The 20,567-nt window shown below is 52.3% G+C and carries 14 protein-coding genes and 1 other RNA gene; all 15 read left to right on the top strand.

The window, feature by feature from the left end; all coding sequences use genetic code 11:
* Nucleotides 1-77 precede the first annotated feature (77 nt).
* A complete protein-coding gene (locus SYK_RS13610) occupies nucleotides 78-1,556 on the top strand; it encodes a PP2C family protein-serine/threonine phosphatase (RefSeq protein ID WP_281760819.1) in 1,479 nt (492 codons plus the stop codon).
* 6 nt (nucleotides 1,557-1,562) lie between these two features.
* Nucleotides 1,563-2,336, top strand: a complete 774-nt coding sequence (locus SYK_RS13605; RefSeq protein WP_281760818.1) for a polysaccharide deacetylase family protein — start codon at nucleotides 1,563-1,565, stop codon at nucleotides 2,334-2,336.
* 115 nt (nucleotides 2,337-2,451) lie between these two features.
* Nucleotides 2,452-3,123, top strand: a complete 672-nt coding sequence (locus SYK_RS13600; RefSeq protein WP_281760817.1) for an ABC transporter permease — start codon at nucleotides 2,452-2,454, stop codon at nucleotides 3,121-3,123.
* 8 nt (nucleotides 3,124-3,131) lie between these two features.
* Nucleotides 3,132-3,902 carry an ABC transporter ATP-binding protein gene (locus SYK_RS13595; RefSeq protein ID WP_281760816.1) on the top strand — a complete coding sequence of 257 codons (771 nt, stop codon included), beginning with the start codon at nucleotides 3,132-3,134 and terminating at the stop codon, nucleotides 3,900-3,902.
* Nucleotides 3,903-3,905: 3 nt separating this feature from the next.
* Nucleotides 3,906-8,798: an FtsX-like permease family protein gene (locus SYK_RS13590; protein WP_281760815.1), complete on the top strand. Its 4,893-nt coding sequence runs from the start codon at nucleotides 3,906-3,908 to the stop codon at nucleotides 8,796-8,798.
* Nucleotides 8,795-10,801, top strand: a complete 2,007-nt coding sequence (locus SYK_RS13585) for a DUF6785 family protein (protein WP_281760814.1) — start codon at nucleotides 8,795-8,797, stop codon at nucleotides 10,799-10,801. The genes SYK_RS13590 and SYK_RS13585 overlap by 4 nt, the downstream gene beginning before the upstream one ends.
* A gap of 241 nt (nucleotides 10,802-11,042) precedes the next feature.
* Complete coding sequence (locus SYK_RS13580) at nucleotides 11,043-13,001, top strand: OPT family oligopeptide transporter (protein WP_281760813.1); 1,959 nt, start codon at nucleotides 11,043-11,045, stop codon at nucleotides 12,999-13,001.
* A gap of 273 nt (nucleotides 13,002-13,274) precedes the next feature.
* The gene (gene glmU, locus SYK_RS13575; protein ID WP_281760812.1) at nucleotides 13,275-14,651 is read left to right on the top strand and encodes a bifunctional UDP-N-acetylglucosamine diphosphorylase/glucosamine-1-phosphate N-acetyltransferase GlmU; all 1,377 of its coding nucleotides are present in this window, start codon (nucleotides 13,275-13,277) and stop codon (nucleotides 14,649-14,651) included.
* 31 nt (nucleotides 14,652-14,682) lie between these two features.
* On the top strand, nucleotides 14,683-14,859 hold the full coding sequence (locus SYK_RS13570; RefSeq protein WP_281760811.1) for a hypothetical protein: 177 nt from the start codon (nucleotides 14,683-14,685) through the stop codon (nucleotides 14,857-14,859).
* Between the two features lie 12 nt (nucleotides 14,860-14,871).
* On the top strand, nucleotides 14,872-15,126 hold the full coding sequence (gene zapA, locus SYK_RS13565; RefSeq protein WP_281760810.1) for a cell division protein ZapA: 255 nt from the start codon (nucleotides 14,872-14,874) through the stop codon (nucleotides 15,124-15,126).
* Nucleotides 15,127-15,168: 42 nt separating this feature from the next.
* Nucleotides 15,169-15,352, top strand: a non-coding RNA gene (ssrS, locus tag SYK_RS13560) — 6S RNA.
* 186 nt (nucleotides 15,353-15,538) lie between these two features.
* A complete protein-coding gene (gene rny / locus SYK_RS13555) occupies nucleotides 15,539-17,095 on the top strand; it encodes a ribonuclease Y (RefSeq protein ID WP_281760809.1) in 1,557 nt (518 codons plus the stop codon).
* Nucleotides 17,096-17,334: 239 nt separating this feature from the next.
* A complete protein-coding gene (locus SYK_RS13550; protein ID WP_281760808.1) occupies nucleotides 17,335-18,180 on the top strand; it encodes a CheR family methyltransferase in 846 nt (281 codons plus the stop codon).
* Nucleotides 18,181-18,254: 74 nt separating this feature from the next.
* Nucleotides 18,255-19,040: a TIGR00282 family metallophosphoesterase gene (locus tag SYK_RS13545; RefSeq protein WP_281760807.1), complete on the top strand. Its 786-nt coding sequence runs from the start codon at nucleotides 18,255-18,257 to the stop codon at nucleotides 19,038-19,040.
* A 35-nt stretch (nucleotides 19,041-19,075) separates the two neighbouring features.
* Entirely contained in the window at nucleotides 19,076-20,356 is a 1,281-nt protein-coding gene (tyrS, locus tag SYK_RS13540) for a tyrosine--tRNA ligase (RefSeq protein WP_281760806.1), read from the top strand.
* The last annotated feature ends 211 nt before the right edge of the window (nucleotides 20,357-20,567 follow it).

Genomic DNA, 20,567 nt, shown 5'->3' with positions numbered 1-20,567 from the left:
CCGCCATCCGGCCTCTGGCCTATTACCTGCTCGCCGTGCTTGGCGGGGCCATATACGGCGGCCGGGTCTGACCTTTCATGATACGGCTCCCGGTCTGGGAGCTTGGTTTGGTCATTCTTGTCCCCATGGCAACAGCCTATCTTGTCCGCGAATTCATCCAAAAAAAACTGGTCGAAACCGCCCCACAAATCCGGCAGGCCTTTCTACAATTTCGGATGGACTTGCTCCTGTTTCTTGGCGCGGGATTGATGGCCGCCCTTATCCTGCAATTCGGCTACAGCTTTCCGATCCTACAAAGTGGACTTAAACTGGCTCTAGGCATTTTCACCATCGGCTTTTTTGCCGGACTGGACCTCGGCCTTGAGCGAGAACGTACGGTTATCAACACAGCCCTAACAGGGCAGGCCGAATACGATCCGCCGCGCAAACTGACACCCATGACACGCAAATTTTCCTTTGTAGCCACCCTGACCATCTGTCTGATTACTTCCATTCTTTTGTTGGTCATCATCCGTGATGTACAATGGCTGGCGAATCAGGAACTGACCATGTCGGCCGTGGGCTTCCTGAACCGCTCGGTCCTGCTTGAAATCATCTTCATCATGGCTTTTCTGCTCATCATGGTGGTCAACCTGATTTTTTCCTATACCAAAAATCTTCGGCTCCTATTCAACACAGAAACCATGGTCCTTGAAAACATAGCACAAGGCGATCTGACCCGCCGCGTCCCCGTGACCACTTCGGATGAACTCGGCGTTATCGCCGGGCATACAAACGCCATGATCGGCGCACTGCGTGAAGGTGTCCGAATGCGCGAAGGGCTCCTCATCGCCAAGGAGGTCCAGCAACATTTCCTGCCGTCCGAGCAACCCGATTTTCCGGGACTGGATATCGCGGGTGTCAGTCTTTTCTCGGACGAAACCGGCGGTGATTTTTACGATTTCATCCAATGCGATCTGGATTCATGCGGACAGTTGGCTGTTGCCGTGGGCGACGTATCCGGTCATGGTATCGGCGCAGCCCTGCTCATGACAGCAGGACGGGCCGTGATCCGACAAAATGCAGCAACGCCGGGATCGGCCACGGAAAACATCGCGCGGGCCAACAAACATCTGACGCATGACATCGGTGAAACAGGCCGATTCATGACCTTGTTTTTTATGGTCATGGACCCGACATTACAAACCGCAACGTGGGTCAACGCAGGTCATCAACAACCCTTGGTTTATGCCCCGGCAACCGACACGTTCACGGAACTGAGAGGCGCAGACATCCCTCTGGGAGTCGAATCGGAATGGAAGTTCCACGAAAAAACCATGGATTTGCCTGATCCAGGTGAAATCATTTTCATCTGTACTGACGGCATATGGGAAGCGCACAGCCCCGCCGGAGAAATGTTCGGCGGCGAACGCATCCGTGAAATTATTCGAAAAAACAATGACAAAGACGCACAAACCATCATGAAAGAACTCTGTGACGCAGTACTTGAATTCTCCGGGTCGGACTTTCGCGAGGACGACCTCACACTGGTGGTCATCAAAGGCGTGGAGTCCTGATCCCTCATGATCGTCAAAACACATATTTCATCGCTATGGCTCACCCCGTCTACGGACGGCATACAAAGAATAGGCCATTTGCTCGACGCAGCCCCGGCCGGAACGGAAATATTCTTTCGTGCCGATGACGTGGCCGTTCCCAGTAATAACTGCCATCAAATGATGGACCTGTTCATCACGCATGGCATCCCCCTCCACATGGCTGTCACTCCGGCATGGCTCACGCAGGCCCGTTGGGATATCCTCATACATTGGGCCGGAGACAGCCCTGTATTCTGCTGGCACCAACACGGCTGGCAGCATCGCAGCCACCAAACCTCGGGTAAGAATTCGGAATTCGGCGACCAACGACCTACCTCTGACAAAAGAACGGCCCTAAAAAAAGGACGCGACCGATTGAACTCAATCATGGGAGAATCTTTTTACCCGGCGTTTACTCCACCGTGGAACCGATTCGACGCACAGACGGGAGAAGCGCTGATCGAACTTGGCTATGCGTGTGTCTCCCGTTCTGCTGGAGAACAGCGCAAAGTTCCGCTTCCCGATACCTTACCGGACATCCCCATCAACGTTGACCTGCACACCCGAAACGAAACCAATTCTGTTCAAGGCTGGGACGCTCTCGCCAAAGAATTCGAGGACGCCATTCAAACAGGAAACGTCGGAGTTATGCTGCATCATCAACGCATGAATCAAGCGGCCATAGACTTTCTCGACACCTGTCTGTCGCACATTGCAAACCACTCCGCTATAAAACATCGTCGATTCGATACCCCATAAAATCAGTCTCTTCCATAAAATCACCCCCTTGCGGTCCATTTATCCTTGTCATGGATGCAGGTTGAGCCTACTATGGGAGGAATTGAATATTTATCAGTGAATTCGAAGGATACGCATGAACATTCCCGCAGGAAAGGTTGACCGCCTTATCTCGCTTCCCTTCTCCAAATCGGTGGAGATCAGCTTCAAGAGCCTGAAGGTTCGGTTCTTCCGTTCCATGATCACGGTCTCGAGTCTGGTGCTGGCCGTTTCGTTCCTGAGCTTCGTGCTGGTTAATCTGGATATAGCGGCAGGGCTGCTTGAACACGGCGGAAAAGACGCGGCCCGAGCATTACTCCAAGCGGGATACGATGTGGATACAGCGCAAAGTGCAGTCACCATGTCCGCCAAGGAACGATGGATCGTCATCCTTTCGCTCTTGGTTTGTACCGTGGGTATTATCAACGCCCAACTCATGTCCGTCACCGAACGATTCTCGGAAATCGGGGTCATGAAATGCCTCGGCGCACTGGATTCAATGATCTTGCGCATCTTTCTACTCGAAGCAGCCATGCAAGGGCTGGCCGGAGCAAGTGTCGGTGCATTTCTCGGGGGTATTGTCTCCCTGCTGACAAACAGTATCCGCTTCGGATTCACCGCAATTCACGACCTTTCCATTCTTTCCATGCTCGGTTCGGTAGGAATCGCCACTCTGGCCGGTTGCCTCCTGAGCCTGCTTGGTGTCCTGTATCCAGCCCTGCTGGCGGCACGTATGGAACCGATCAATGCGATACGCGCAGAACATTAAGGAATAGTATGAGCGAAGAAAAACGTACCATTGTCCGCGTCATCGGCGTCACAAAGACCTTCACCATGGGAAAAGTCGAATTGCAGGCGCTCAAAGGCGTGGATCTGGAAATATTCGCCGGAGAATATATCTCCATCATGGGACCGTCTGGTTCGGGAAAATCCACCCTGTTCAACATGATAGGCGGGCTGGACAAACCCACGGACGGCAAGGTGTTCATTGATGAAGTGGACATCTCTCAACTGGACGCTTTTGAATTAGCATGGCTCCGCAACCGCAAGATCGGCTACATTTTTCAGACCTTCAATCTCATCCCGGTCATGACCGCGCTTGAGAACGTCACCCTGCCCATGACCTTTGCCGGAATGAATGCAGACGATGCACAAGACAAGGGTATTGAACTGCTCAAACTGGTCGGGTTGGGAAAACGTTTTCAACACAAGCCGCTGGAATTATCCGGTGGACAACAGCAACGTGTGGCAGTCGCCCGTTCGCTGGCCAATGATCCATCCATTATTTTGGCGGATGAACCGACCGGCAACCTTGATTTGTCCACGGGTGAAGAAATCATCGAACTGTTACAGATGCTCTCGGTGGAACGCGGTGTGACCATCATCTCCGCCACCCATGATTATAAAATGCTCAATGTCTCGGATCGTGTAATCTGGGTGCGTGACGGTCAAGTGGATCGTGTAGAAAAACGTGAAGAACTGGACATCACCGTCGGCGGTATCGGCGACAAACTCGCAGGCCGAACAAACGGCGAGGAAAGGGCGTAACCCATGACGCGTTTCGGACTGCGTCTCCTGCTCTGTATCGCCATGATTGTGGCGATAACCCTCCCGGCCCGTGCCAATGGCGTAGATTTTCTGCGCCAACTCACCAACCTTGAAGACCGATCTCTCGGAACCACCGGCGCAGCCAAAGCCGCGGATATGGTGGAAGCCGAATTCAAAAAACTCTTGCCCGACGCAACAGTGGGACGGCAATCATTCCACATCCCTGTTCCTATTAAAATGGGAGCACGTCTGACCTTTGAAAACTCAGGACAGACAGTAGACCTCAGACAGTTACAGATCAATGCGCTGTCTCCCGGAGCCGTCACACCTCCCGGCATCAGCGGCCCGCTCATCTACGTAAAACAAGGCCGAGTCTCTGATTTCAACGGACTGAGTGTAGAAGGTTCCATCGTTCTCATGGACATGGATTCCGGCAAGAACTGGAACAATGCGGCTATGCTCGGCGCACGAGGACTGGTATTCATCGGACGCGGAGGAGATGGAGGACGTGCGCCTAAACCTTTGTTCGAATACAAGTTCGAACAGACCCCAATAGATTTTCCAACGTTCTGGCTCTCCCGCGAGAAAGCCGAATCTCTGTTCGGTGCCGGATTCACCAAAAAAAGTCCCAAACACCTCGGCACCACACGGCTCACGGCAAAAGCGGCATGGCGCAATGTCTCAGCTGACACGATTTATTGCCGTATTCAAGGCAGCGACCCCGAACTTTCCAAACAAACGGTCATCATCGAGACATTCTATGACTCCACCGCATTGGTGGACGGCCATGCGCCGGGGGCTGACGAAGCATCCTCAATCGCCACACTCATGGATACGGCCGAAGGATTCGCAAAGAATACACCCAAACGCTCCGTTCTCCTGGTCGCCACTGCAGGTAAGGCCTCGGCTCAAGCTGGCATGCGTGAATTCACTTGGGCGCTGGCTACCGAAAAAGAACATCTTATCAAACGCAAAGAATCGCTTGAAAAACTGGTTCACGACACAGATCGCACCTTACAACTGCTCGGCAGCGGCGTTCCTCTCTCCGAAGCAAATCTGGCAAATAAGGATGATCGTTTCCTGCTCAAGGCAGCTTTCAAAGCCGTGGTCCGCAATCAGGAAGACGACATCACCAAAGAGTTGATGCGACTACGACTGCTTGCCCGACAAAAAACTGACGAAGTAGAAACAGAAGAAAATCACCAGAAGCGTATCAAACATCTGGCCGGTGAACGCATGGCGTTAAAACGGCTCAACTGGATCAATTCCAATACTGCCGATTTCCCGCTCTCCAACATGGAACGCACGGCACTGAATGCCTTCATCCAACCGGCCACAGTTCATGAAACCTCCATCCTTGAAGATATTACGGGCCAACTCAAAGACGTCGCCTCTGCCCTAACGCTGCGTGAGACTATTGGTGAATCACTAATCGCAGCCCATGTTTCACTCTTTCTATCCAGTCACGGCAACGGTGTTGGCGGATTTGATAAGGGATGGCTTATCGACCTCAAGCCGTCAATCAACCGCACTGCATTTTTCCGCCCTCTGGACACGGTCATGAAAGAGACCGTCAAAGGACTTGAAGCAACAAACAGCGATATCGCAAAACTTTTCAGCGACACCCTGCGTCCGGGAAAACGCGCATGGCAAAGTTACCTGCCCGACACCCCGGAACTGGGCGGTGAGCCCATGGCTCTGGCCGGATTCCCCGGACTAACTCTGGCGACAGTGCACGATGTCCGTCCCGTCTGGGGTACGCCCTACGACACGGTTGACCGTGTTGATTTCGATTTTCTGGCTCAACAGACCACACTTGTGACATCCCTGCTCGACGCTCTGGCCAATGAGCCAATAGCCGATGCAGGCAAACGGAACAAAGACCGTTTCGTCACCATTGAGGGGCGCGCCAATCTCCTCAGAAAAGGTGAAATATTCCCGGATCGGCCCGGAACAGGCATGGTTGTGCTCGCCTTCCAATGGCAAACCCGCAACTACGGCATGGTCGACACGCAAGGGAATTTCCGCATCCCCGGCCTCGCCAATAAAAAAGTCAGTTACCACAAGGCCGTCATCGAAGCGTTCAAATTCAATGAACTGACCGGTCTGGCCGATTGGGCCATCGATAAGCCCAAAACCGGCAAATCGGCATATCGCATCAAACTAAAACGAACCGTACAGGCAACAGATCTCATCCTTTTTGGTTGCACTCAGACCACGCTGTTTAACATGTTCGACCCACGAACGTTCAAGTTCCTCTATCGGCCTACACTTATTGACGGCCGCACCGAGGCCCCGCCGGTCAGTTATTGGTACAGCCGCATGGACACACGAAAATCCACATTGGGCACATTGTTTCTTGAGCCGGACACACCCATCAAACTTACGCTGTCCGACACTGTACTGGATAAAAAGGTCCTACTTCTGAACACGGATAAGAACCATCCACAGGGACTCGGCTTCATTGCCCGTCAGTGGCCGGTGATACCCATGACGGAATTTCAGGCGGCCATAGACATGTGGGGACTGATCGGTCCGCGCATCGACAATCTGGAACAAAAAGGCATCATCAACGAACGTATCCGAGACCTACGCCGACAGGGCGATGACGAACTGGCTCAGGCCAGAAAATTCAAGGCCGAAAAACAATGGGATAAATTTGTTGAAGCAGCGCGAGCCTCCCTATCCAAGGCAAGCCGAGTGTATAACGATGTGGATAAGACCCAGAAAGACGTACTCATCGGCGTACTCTTCTATGTGGCCCTGTTCGTGCCGTTCGCCTATTGCATGGAACGACTCTTCTTCTCATTCGTGGATATCAAGAAGCGAATTGTCGCCTTCCTCGGGTTCCTGACGCTGATCATCGGCGTAGTCTATTTCGTTCATCCCGCTTTCCAACTGACCTATTCACCAATGGTGGTCATACTCGCGTTCTTCATTCTCGCGCTATCTCTTTTGGTGTCGCTCATCATATTCTTTCGATTCGAGCGTGAAATGGTGGAACTCCAGAAACGATCAGCCCATATCAAGCTGACTGGAATCAGCCCTGCCGCTGCATTCGGTGCGGCCTTTGTGCTCGGTGTGGGCAACCTGAAACGCCGTCCGGTACGCACGTTCCTGACCTTTGCCACACTGGTTATCCTTACCTTCACCATCATGAACTTCACCACGGTCAAATCCGTGCGACAGGCAGGGTGGGCACAGTTCAGCGACAAGGCCTCCTACTCCGGCCTGATGCTCAAATATCTCAACTGGCAAGATGTCCCCGCAGAAGCCTTGTCTGTGGTGGAAACAGCCTTTGCCGGAAAGGGCGTTGTCGCTCCCCGTGCATGGTATGACACAGGTTTCACGGCAGACAAATCCCGCGCACCGCTCATCCCTATCTCCTTTGGCGACAAAACCGCACAGGCTCGTGGGCTGGTCGGTCTTTCCTACCTCGAACCACAGGTCAGTGGACTTGATCGCATTCTGATCAAAGGCCGCTGGTTCAAGGAAGGCGAACGTAATGTCGTCATGCTGTCCGAACGCATGGCGAACCAGCTGGGAGCAGACCCGCTCGACCCCGAACGCAATACGCTCACAACATGGGGCACCAAGATCACCCTTGTCGGCGTTTTCAGCGATGAAGGGCTAAACGATCACCCGGACCTCGACGGCGAACCCATAACGCCCATCATCTTCCCCAATCAGGCCGCCACTCAACTATCCGAAGTTGAGGCTGAAGCCATTGAAAACGGCGAAGATGTGGTCACCACCGAATCCCGCTACCAACACATCCCCGGTTCGGAAACCATACTCATGCCTGCCGAGATGCTGCTGTCCCTCAGGGCTGGCAGGCTCAAAGGGATCGCCGTCAAACCGGACAACGCCACTCTTGCTCAAACCGACGACATGGGAGACCGGTTCGGCATGCTCCTGTTCCGGGGCGGTCCGAACGGCACCTCGCTCTATTTCGCATCCGACGCCGTCAACTATTCAGGCATGGCCAACATCCTGATCCCCCTCGGCATCTCCATATTGATCGTACTCAACACCATGATCGGCTCAGTCTATGAGCGCAAACCTGAAATCGCAGTCTATACGTCGGTCGGACTGGCTCCTCCGCACGTAGCCTTCCTGTTCATTGCAGAAGCACTCGCCTTTGCTGTCATTTCCGTGGTGGTCGGCTATCTTCTGGCCCAGATATCTTCGGCATTCCTTGCCGGGACCCCCCTCTGGGCTGGCATGACCGCCAACTATTCTTCAACCGCCGGTGTAGCCGCCATGATTCTGGTCATCGGCGTGGTGCTTATCTCAGCCATTTATCCGGCCAAAGTCGCAGCCAATATCGCCATCCCGGACGTGAACAAATCATGGAGCATGCCCAAAGCCGAAGGCAATGAACTAGTTGTAATTCTGCCTTTCCTTATCAAACTCCGTGAAATCAACTCCGCAGGTGGATTCCTGCACGAGTATTACATGGCTCATCACGATGTCTCACACGGCGCGTTCTGCACCGATGACATGCAATGCAACTTCCTGGACCTCGAACAGGTCGAAACAAACACAGGCCTAGTCAGCGGGCTGTCCGAGAATATCCCCATACCCGACGATCTCTGCTTTTCCATGGACCTGCGCGTCTGGCTTGCCCCATTCGATTTTGGTGTGCGCCAAAAAGTAAAACTCGTGTTCTGCCCGTCTGATCTCTACACCGGATTCCGGCAGATCAAAGTCATCCTCCACCGTGAGGCAGGCGAACACAAAGCATGGGAAAATCTAAACAGGAACTTCCTCAATGACCTCCGCAAACAACTGCTGGCATGGCGTTCTCTGGATGACCAAGCCGTGGACAGTTACGCTAAAGACATGAACCGAACCATTGCAAAAGAACTGAACGACAAAGAGGGGGCAGCATGAACGGAAGACTCCGCCTCCGCGCGCTTCTGACCGGCCTGCTCCTTGGCCTGACCTTGTGCATTTTCACGCCGCTGAACAACACGGTTCTGCACAACACGCCAATGGGTGGCGGACATTTCCCTATGGCCCCATTCTTCATCGTGACATGGCTGTTCGTGTTCGATGCCTTTTCCTCCAGACTCAGCAAACGTCCCCCATTCTTTTCCGGGGTTGAACTGCTCGTTATATGGCTAATGATGGTCCTGTTCACGGCTATCGGCTTTGCCGGTCTCACCGAAACATTCTTCATCAACATCACAGCTCCGGAACGATTCGCCAAGGATGCCTATCGTTGGACCGAAGTCCTGACACCGCTTCTTCCCCAATCATGGTTTCCGCAATCAGCCGATGCCGTCAGCCTGTTCTTCGAAGGGCTGGATGGCGGCAACGAAATGGGTGTCACCGCAGTTCTGTCAGCCATCCCGTGGGGCGTCTGGTTACCCACCTTGTTTGTCTGGTCACTGTTCATTCTCGGCTCCTTCTTTGTCATGATCTGCCTCATGACCCTTTTCGGCCGCCAATGGGTTGTCAACGAACGGGTCCATTTCCCAATGGTGAGCGTCCCCATGATCATGGGAGACGCGTTGGACCAGAAACAATTCATTTCATGGTGGTCCAACAACTATCTGCTCATCGGACTGACCATGGCCGGAGCGTTGCACCTCATCAACGGGCTGCAATTCTATTATCCATCCGTCCCGCAGATACCGACACTCATTCTGGCCGGGTCATATTTCCCCAAATTCGGTCTCTTTTCCGGTTTCTATAAGCTCAAACTTTACATCATCCCGGCGTTTATCGGATTCGCCTTCCTGACAACCCGACAGATATCCTTTTCCATGTGGGTGTTTCATCTCATGGCCGGACTGCTTTTCGGTTTGCTTTATATCCTCGGGTGGCAGCTCCCCGAAGCCGCACTCGGAACCACCTTCGGCCCAGACCTTGCCCGTCCCGAAGGTGCACAGGTCATCGGCGCATACGCCATCTTCTTCATCTTCCTCATCTGGCTGGCTCGGCATCATCTCAAGGAAACCTTCATTTGCTTCCTCCGCCCAACCTGCCACAGCTCTGAACTGGACGGAAAAGGCAAATTCGACACAATCCCCGATGAATGGGGACCACCCACATGGCCGCTATGGGGGCTCTTCATCGGCATGATTTTTCTCATGGCCTGGGGCTGGTGGTTCGGCCTCCCGCTTCTGGCCGCTGTACTCCTACCCTGCGCATTTCTTATCGTCACACTGGTAACCAGCCGTCTGGTCTGTCAGGGTGGACTGCCATATTTCACACTCACTGCCGCGCCATCTGATGGTCTTATGGGACTGTTCGGCACCGGCTTTTTCGGTTCCGTGGGTGTGGCTGCCACCGCTGTCATGCAAAAAGTCCTGTTCCTCGATGTACGTGAAGCCATTGCGCCCACGCTCTTCCACGGTTCCAAAATCCGGCAGGAAACCCCCAAGCGTAATCTCGTACTTGTTGCCATCGGTCTGTCTCTGGTGCTCGCACTCGTCACCGCGTTCGTGACCATGCTCTATCTCGGCTACAAATACGGCCTACGAGAACTCAATCTCGATTGGGCCACTCAGACCGTGCTCGCCAACTACGAAAATGCACAACGGCTCGTGGATCAACCCACCGGTCCCAACGAATGGCTCATCACCTATGCAGGCTTTGGCGCGCTCGCCATGTTCCTTTTGATTTTCTGCTATTATAAATTCCCATGGTGGCCGTTGCATCCGCTCGGCTACTTGGCCGCTTATTCGGCTGGCATGAAGATACTCTGGTTCCCATTCTTCCTCGGCTGGATGTGTAACCATCTAGTTTTGCATTACGGCGGGACCAGTCTGTTCAATCGAGTCCGTTTCCTGTTCATAGGACTCATACTCGGCGATTTCCTGATGGGTGGCTTCTGGGCCATGATCGGATTGTTCAACGAACAAAGTTATAATGTATTCCCGTTGTAGTGGCGGGAATGAGGAAAGGTAAGACCGCCTGTCGGCGGATTTGATAGGTGATTTCGCCTCTGGCGGCTTAAGGCCGAGGGCCTTAAGAAGCCCGTGTACGATTTCGCGCAGATGTAATAAATAAGATAAAGATTACTTAAACGATATAAAGCACGGCTCCCCGCCTCAACCAAATTTCGCCAAAGGCGCGATATAAAGTTCAGGAAAATAGAGGGATGAGGGGGGGCCGGAGGCATCTTGGATGTATGACGACAAAGAACTGAAAGAGTATCGTGACTTAATGAAGCCCCCCGACAAGTTCGAGGAGGGGTTTGATTGGAAGACGATAGTTGGTGCCATTTTCATAGGATTCCTGATGATGCCGGGGTCTATGTATTTGCAACTCGTCATTGGTCAGGGCATCGGTCCTGCAGCCCGCTGGGTAACGATCATCCTCTTTGCAGAGATTGCAAAACGCTCATACACCCACCTAAAACAGCAAGAAATTTTCCTTCTTTATTATATGGCTGGCGCGGCATTGGCTTCGCCGTTCCAAGGACTGCTATGGAACCAGTACCTCGTGCAGTCGGACGCGGCGAGAATGTTGGGACTGACCGAATTCATTCCACACTGGATAGCCCCGGCTCTTGGGTCAGGATCATATCTAGAACGCACATTCATGCACCCGGACTGGCTGGTACCAATCATGCTGCTGGTGGGCGCACAACTGGTGCAGCGCATCGACCACTTCGGGCTGGGATATTCTCTGTATCGCATCACTTCGGATGTGGAAAAACTGCCCTTCCCCATGGCCCCGGTTGGCGCATTGGGTACCATGGCACTGGCCGAATCCACCGAGGATAAAAAAACCGGCTGGAAATGGCGGGTGTTCTCCATCGGCGGAGTCATCGGACTGGCGTTTGGATTTTTCTATGTATTGTTGCCAGCACTATCAGGACTACTGTTCAGTGAACCAATCCGACTGATTCCCATTCCGTGGATTGAGTTGACCATGCACACTGAAGACCTTTTGCCCGCAGTGGCAACAGGTATACAGTTCGATCTGGGGCTAGTGTTTATCGGCATGGTCCTGCCATTCTGGGCGGTCATAGGCGGGCTGGTTGGTCTGATCATTACCATCATCGCCAACCCGATCCTGTATTCCCATGGAGTCCTGCACCGCTGGCATCCGGGTATGGCAACCGTTGAGACAGTGTTCGCCAACAACTTTGATTTTTACATGAGCTTCGGTATCGGACTGGGCCTGGCCATCGGCGCGGTGGGTATCTATTATGTGGTCAAATCTTTCCGAAATACGGATGGTAAAGGACTGGATTTCTCGGCCCTGTTCAATCCACCTGAAGGCCGTGGTGACATCAACTTCTGGGTATCCATCGGCATCTATGTTTTTTCAACACTCTGTTACATCGCGTTCTGCGTTTGGCTGGTGCCATCATTCCCATGGATTTTCTTCGTGCTGTACGGCTTCATCTACACGCCGATAATCTCGTACATCACAGCCCGAATGGAAGGTGTAGCCGGTCAGTTCATCGCACTGCCCATGGTTCGAGAATTCTCATTCATCGCCGGCGCCAAATTCTTCGGCTATCAAGGTCTTGAAATCTGGTACGCGCCCATTCCCATTCACAACTATGGAGAGGCCACGGTCCAATTCCGGCAGATCGAACTGACCGGAACAAGCCTACGCGGCATCATCAAGGCGGAAATCATCGTCTTCCCCATCGTCATGGTATCGTCGCTGCTGTTCTCGCAATTCCTGTGGCAGTTGGCACCCATTCCGTCCCCGGAATATCCGTTTGCCCAGGAATTATGGCATTTGCAGGCATTGAATACCTTGCTGATGCAAACCTCAACACTTGAAGGCAACTCACTCTTCTTCGAGGCGTTGTCCGGTCCCATTGTACTGTCAGGTCTCGGGCTGGGGCTGATCATGTATTCGGTGCTGAACGTGCTCGGATTACCCGTACTACTCGTCTATGGAGTGGTGCGTGGTCTGGGACAATCAACGCCGCATGGCATGTTGCTGGAGGTAATCGGCGCATTGCTCGGTCGATTCTATTTCCTGAAGAAATACGGCAAGCAATGGCGGCATTACGCGCCGGTTCTGCTGGCTGGGTTCTCCTGCGGCATGGGATTAACGGGTATGTTCGCCATGGGTTGCACGCTTATCATGAAATCACTGGGCCGATTGGCGTATTAGAAATGCCTCCGGTAGCTCAAGGGCCTTTTGAGAAGAATTCTTGATAATCTCCCAAACTTTTTGGTGCCGCTTCGCGGGGCTATACCCAATGGTTTTTCTCTCTCAATTCATATTCAAAAAATCGGATAACTTCGATTTAAGATTCTCTACACTCTGTATCCTAACGGGATTTCACAAACGGTCCTTGTCCTTTTCACTTCTAGCAGGTAAATTATCCTCCGACTGATTGCACTGAGATTGATCGTGCCTAAAACAAAAGACACGGAGAATATAATGCCTGATACAAAAATCACCGCCCTGGTCCTGGCCGCAGGCAAGGGAACACGTATGCATTCCGCCAAGGCAAAAGTGTTGCAGACGCTTTTGAACGAGCCGATGCTTTACTATGTTTATGCCGCGCTCAAACCGATCATGCAGGAAAACATCCTGACCGTGGTCGGACATGATGCAGAAGGCGTGGAAACCGCCTTCCCGGACAAAGCCGACCAATTCATCACGCAGGATGAACAACTTGGTACTGGCCACGCACTCCAAGTATCATGGGATGCCGTAGAAAAAACTGGAGCAACCCATTGTCTCGTTATCAATGGCGACACCCCACTGGTCACAGTTGAAGCACTGCACAGAATTACCAATGTAGTCGGTTGCTGCGACCTCGCCTTCATGACCATCACCCCCCGCGACACCGGCGCTTTTGGTCGCGTTGTGCGTGATCCTGAACGCAGAATTACGGCCATCGTGGAAGCCAAGGATTATGACCTGAACGTCCACGGCCCGGTTACGGGTGAAGTCAATGCTGGGGTCTACCTGCTCAAAATGGACACCATTGGGCCATTACTTTCAAAATTGAAAAATGAAAACAAATCGGGTGAGTACTACATCACCGATATCGTTGAATTGGCCGTAAGCGAAGGGTTAACCATCGACGGAGTGCAGTGCGGCGACGATATCAGCCTCATGGGCATCAACTCCCCACGAGAACTCATCACCGCCGAAAACACCTTGCGCCGCCAGATCGTGGATGAAAAACTGGATTCCGGTGTGCTCATTCACAACCCTGATACCGTCATCCTCGGCCCCAAAGTCGAAGTTGAACCGGGCGCCGAAATATTCGGTCACTGCGAAATTTACGGTAAATCCACGGTCAAAGCCGGAGCACGGCTTGGTTCATACAACTACATCCTCGACTCGACCTTCGAAGGCGGATGCGATGTGCGCCAATTCAATCACATCGAAAATGCGACAGTTGGCGAAAAATGCTGGGTAGGACCGTATGCACGGTTGCGCCCCGGTGCTGTCATGAAAAAGGACGCCCGCGTCGGCAATTTCGTGGAAATGAAAAAGGCAACGCTCGGCGAAGGAGCTAAAGCCAACCACCTGACATACTTGGGAGATGCCGACGTTGGAGCCGGGTCCAACATCGGAGCCGGAACCATCACTTGCAACTACGATGGCAAGAACAAATTCGTCACCACCATCGGCGAAGGCGCGTTCATCGGTTCCAACACCGCTTTAGTGGCCCCGGTCACCATCGGAAAGGATGCCCTTGTAGGGGCCGGATCGACTATCACGAAAGACGTGCCGGAAGGTCAGGGAGCCGTGGCTCGAGGCAAGCAGGTAAACATAAAACGCAGACTCAAGAAGTCTTGATTTGTTAAAAAAAAAGGACTAGATATATTATATGGAACTTGTTGCCCAACTTGAAGAAAGATTCAGTAAATTGTTGAACAAGATCAACGAATTAAAAGAAGATAACCAGCGCTTGAGGGAGGAAGTCGAGACCGAGAGACAAACGCGTCACGACATCGAATCTCGCATCGACATCTTGCTCGATAAGATTCAGAACGAGCTGGAATAATAGTGCGTTACGATGCCACGATACACGTTGACTCTGCTGGGACTCGAAATATCCTTCAAGACAGATGCGGATAACCCCCGCATTGAGGCCGCTCAGGCGTTCATTGACAACAAGCACAAGGAGCTTGTTGCCGGAGCCGGTGATATCAGCAAGGAAAAACTGCTGACCTATCTGCTCCTCAGCTTGGCGGACGACTATCTGGTCGCCACAGATAAACTGCAGCGACTGGAAGAGAAGATTGGAGAGATTTTGGAAAAGACCTCATAGATCCTGTGCCGATAATTGGGCAGGACCGAGGTCGGAAAGGAATTACCCCTGGGGCGTGCGTGATTGTTTGGAGTGTTATTGAGCCAATACTCTGTAAAAGGGCGACGACGCCAGTGAGTTGGTGAGCAAGCCCGGTTTAGCCGGGAAGCCTAAAGGTTCACGAGTCATGCCCACCTGGAAATGCCAGGTTCAAAACAAACAGACAACACGGCACCCTGGGGATTAATAAAACTGTCTGACCGACAAAGATCGGCATTTTCAGACGGTAATATATTTACACTACCCTTCCGTCCAATCCACCCCTTCCCCTCTTCTCTTCGCATAAAGAGTACCTTTTCTCGTACTCTTCAGGTACATTACGGCGTCAACAGACCGCCCAAGTCTGTCAACATATAATAGAAGGAGTAACCCCATGTTAACCGAAATCGCCATGGTCGGTGGAGGGATAGCTGTCGGTCTTGGAGCCGGCTTCATCCTCTTCAAATATATATCCGACAAGCAGGTTTCAGACTCCAGGGGCCTGGCCGAGCGCATAATCTCAGAAGCCAGGAAGGAGAGCGAGGCCTTGAAAAAGGAAACCCGCCTCCAGGCTCAGGATGAAATTTATACCCAGAAAAAAGAGCTGGAACGGGAATTCAAAGACCGCGAAAGCCAACTCAAAAACGAAGAAAGAAGGCTCCACTCCAAAGAGGAGCGCCTGGATACAAAGCGAGAAAAAGTCGCTGATAAAGAAGCCCAAGCCATAGAGCTGGAAAAGCAGCTCATCAAACAGGAAAAGCAGTTGGGCGAGCTTGAGGAAGACCTGGAACACAAAGCGGATGAACATGAACGCAAGCTTCAGGAAATTTCCGGCCTGACTGTCGAAGAGGCAAAAGAAAATCTCCTGAGTGAAATCGAATCGCGTACTCGTCATGAAGCCGCTAAAATGATTCGCAATATTGAGATGGAAGCCAAAGAGACAGCCAGCAAGAAGGCCAAAGAAGTCCTTTCCCTGGCCTTGCAACGCTATGCGGGCGATTACGCAGGTGAACAAACTGTCACCGCTGTCGCTCTGCCCTCCGAAGATATGAAAGGCCGCATCATTGGACGCGAAGGTCGCAACATCCGTGCTCTGGAAGCTGCAACCGGCGTTGACCTGATAATCGACGACACACCGGAAACCGTGGTTCTGTCTGCGTTCAGCCCGCTCAAACGCGAAGTTGCCAAGCAGGCTTTGGAACGTCTCATCCACGATGGGCGCATTCACCCCGCCCGCATTGAAGAAATAGTGCGCAAAGTTGAAAGTGAGATGGACACCAAGCTCAAGGAAATTGGCGAACAGGCCACCTTTGACGTTGGTGTTCACGGCATCCACCCAGAGGTCATCAACCTTCTGGGCCGCCTGCATTACCGCACAAGTTTCTCCCAGAACGTGCTCCAGCACTCTATGGAAGTCGCCTTCCTGTGTGGTGTCATGGCTGCCGAACTGGGACTCAACGAAAAAGAAGCCAAACGCGCAGGTCTGCTGCACGATATTGGTAAGGCCGTGGACCACGAAATCGAAGGCCCCCACGCCATCATCGGTGCGGATTTGGCCAAAAAGCACGGTGAATCCAAAGAAATCATTCACTCCATCGCTGCTCACCACGAAGACACACCGCCCATGTCCATTCTAGCCAATCTGGTTCAGGCTGCGGACTCACTGTCTGGCGCACGGCCTGGTGCACGTAAGGAACTGCTTGAAAACTACGTCAAGCGCCTTGAAGAATTGGAAGGACTGGCTACCGGATTCGAAGGCGTGCAAAAAGCGTACGCAATTCAGGCCGGACGTGAAATTCGCGTCATGGTTGATTCGGAAAAGGTCGGCGACGAGAACACATATGTTCTCTGTAAAGATATTGCCGAAAAGATCGAAAACAACATGACCTACCCCGGCCAGATCCGGGTGACAGTCATTCGAGAAAAACGGGCTGTCGGCTACGCCAAATAGCATGATTCAATGTACACCCGGATTTCACATGAAATCCGGGTGTACTTACATTATACGAATACATTGATGCCTCCCATGACATTGGTGCAAATTATCATGGCATAATAAAACATTTGTCGTATGATGCCATCATGAATTGGTAAAACCGGGCCTCACAAGCGCACGGGAAAGACGAAGACAACAGGGCGACGGTCCGTCGGAACACCGCGCCATAAAACGAGGTCGACACTAGGCAGACAATGAATAAAGCCATGCAGGTCAATCAGTCCCAGATGGGCGATGCCGAATTCAAACGGTTTAGTGAACTCATCCACACGGAATTTGGCATCAAAATGCCGCCGACTAAACGCGTATTGCTGCAAAGTCGTTTTCAAAAGCGTCTCCGCGTTCTGGGCATGTCTTCTTACAAAGAATATTGCGACTACGTCTTTTCCGACAAAGGCCGTGAAGAAGAACGATCACACCTCATCGATGTGGTCACAACCAACACTACCCACTTTTTCCGTGAGCCCAAACATTGGGACATCATGAACAACTCCGTGCTGCCCGAACTATGGAGTCGGGGCATCGGCCGAAATAGTGATTTGCGCATATGGTCTGCCGGCTGTTCCAGTGGAGAAGAACCATACACTCTCGGCATGGTTCTCCACGAATGGGCCACGACTCATCACGGTTTCAAATTTTCTGTCCTTGCCACCGATATCTCAAAAAAGATTCTGTCCGAAGCCAGCAACGCCGTCTATTCCATGGACAAGGTGGAAGACGTCCCCATGCAGTACAAAAAAAAGTACATGCTCAAGTCAAAGGACAAGAAACTGGTCAAGATGGATGCGAGCCTCCGCAACAAAGTTTCATTCCAACGGCTCAACTTCATGGAAGATTTCAAACTCCCCAACCATCAGGATATCATTTTCTGCCGCAACGTGGTTATCTACTTTGATAGGGCTACCCAAGCCACGCTGTTCGCTAAATTCTGCAACAACCTGAAGTCGGGCGGATATCTTTTCATCGGACACTCAGAGAGCCTGTCAGGCTTGACGCTGCCCATCAGACAGGTAGCGCCCACGGTCTTCCAACGCTTATAATCAGCGCCGACCGGTCCACCCTATTCTCTTCCACATCCGCCGTTTTTTGACGGCCTATTATTCACAGGAGTATCATGCGTATTCTGTTTCTCGGCGATATCGTTGGCATTCCCGGTCGCAAGGCGATCAAGGACAGCCTTGCCCGCATCAGGGAACAGGAGTCTATCGACCTTGTTTTTGCCAACGGTGAAAACGCCAGTGGTGGCTATGGCCTCAAGGCCAAACACGCCAAAGATTTTTTTAAAGCCGGGGTTGATGGAATCACTGGCGGCAATCACATATGGAAGTACAAGGACCTGTACTCCATGCTCGATTCGGACAAAAGAATTTTACGACCGCTCAACTACGCGGACCACCTTCCCGGAACCGGATTGCGTATCTTCGAAAAAAAGGGGCTTCCTCCCGTAGCCGTATTCAATGTCATTGGACGCACCTTCATGCCGCCCATAGACTGTCCGTTCGCAGCCATGGAATCAGCTCTCGACGCATTGCCCGCTGATATCCCGGTTCAGCTCGTTGACTTCCATGCCGAGGCCACAGGTGAAAAAATAGCCATGGGATATTTTCTGGAAGGCAAGGTATCAGCTGTAGTCGGTACTCACACACATGTTCAAACCAATGACGCAAAAGTTCTTCCAGGTGGCACAGCATATCTAACGGATCTGGGTATGTGTGGAGCCGTCAATTCCTGTCTTGGCATGAAACCTGAAATCATACTGGACAGATACCTGACCGGGTTGCCCAGACAGCTTGAAGCCGCTGCAGGACCCGGGATTTTACAAGGCGCGATTTTTGACATAGAGGATACAACCGGCAACGCGGTTTCCATAACTACGTTCAAGCAAAATGACAGACCGTAACACAGCATAAACGTACGGCAATAATGGGGATAAAAGTGAATATTTTCGACGAATTAAAGTGGCGAGGGCTTATCAATCAGGTATCCGACGAAGACAAGGTACGTGAATATCTTGCTACCCCCGGAGCCTCCATGTATTGCGGCTTCGACCCCACCGCGGAATCCCTGCATATTGGTAATCTCGTGCCCCTGCTCTGCCTCGTGCGCATGAAACGAGCAGGCCACAATCCACTCTACCTCATGGGTGGAGCCACAGGCCGCATCGGCGACCCATCCGGCAAGGATAAAGAACGAGAACTGTCCAACACCGACATCATGGAAGAGCGCCTTGAAAAAATCAAAGGCCAAGTCCGCCGCTTTGTAGAGCGCAACACCGGTGATCGCCCGGACATCGTCAACAACTATGACTGGACCAAGGACATGACCGCCATCGAGCTGTTGCGTGACGTGGGCAAACACTTCACCATCAACTGGATGTTGCAGAAAGAATCGGTCAAAGGCCGCATCGGCCGTGAAGAAACCGGTATTTCCTACACCGAATTCTCATACATGATCCTCCAGAGCTACGACTTTTATCATCTCTTCAAGACCCGCAACTGTAAGTTGCAGATCGGTGGAGGTGACCAATGGGGCAACATTACCGCAGGGTGTGAATTCACTCGTCGCCGTTCTGCCCACGAAGGCGAACAGGCCGAGGTCTTTGCATTGACTTTCCCCCTGATTACCACGGCGTCCGGCAAGAAGTTCGGCAAATCCGAAGGCAATGCGGTCTACATGAACGCAGATCTGACCTCACCATATGCCTTCTACCAATACTTCGTGAACACTGACGATGCCGATGTCATCAAATTCCTCAAGATCTTCACTTTCCTTGACCAAGACGAAATCGCGGAAATGGAAAAGCAGCTTGAAGAAGCACCGCACCAGCGGGCCTCCCAGAAGAAACTGGCCGAAGAAGTCACTCGCATGATTCACGGCCAGATGGAGCTGGATCGCGTCCTGGCAGCCACCGAAGCATTGTTCGGCAAGGGTGATCTCAAGGCCATTGATCCGGTCACTCTCAGATCCGCTCTGGAGTCCGCCCCGACCTTCCGTTACGCACCCGGAGATGTTCCCGACCTGCCTCAGATGTTTGTAGACCTCGGGCTCGTCAAGTCCAAGGGCCAAGCCCGAAAGGACCTCAAAGGTGGCGGTGTCTATATCAACGGCGAACGCGTTGAAGAAGACCATGTGGTCACGGATTCCGATTTCATCGCGGGCGAGCTGCTGGTCATCCGCAAAGGCAAAAAGAATTACGGATTGATCACCAAAGGATAATCCGAACACTATAAAAATGACCTCAAAAGGGCCGCCAGTTTCAGGTGGCCCTTTTTTTGTGTTCCTATCCAAGAACTGTCCTCATCTCCATTCGGTTACAGCGTAGAAGATAACGAAACAACCGTTGAACACGGAGTATGACTTCGCTTGGAATTGGACTTCTCGGGCCTTTGACGGGCGGTTAACACTTGACCTAATCCCCGATAACGGG

Source organism: Pseudodesulfovibrio nedwellii (assembly GCF_027923765.1).
Taxonomy (GTDB): domain Bacteria; phylum Desulfobacterota; class Desulfovibrionia; order Desulfovibrionales; family Desulfovibrionaceae; genus Pseudodesulfovibrio; species Pseudodesulfovibrio nedwellii.
The sequence above is the reverse complement of the archived record's forward strand: the minus strand, read 5'-3'. Positions and strand labels throughout refer to the sequence as shown.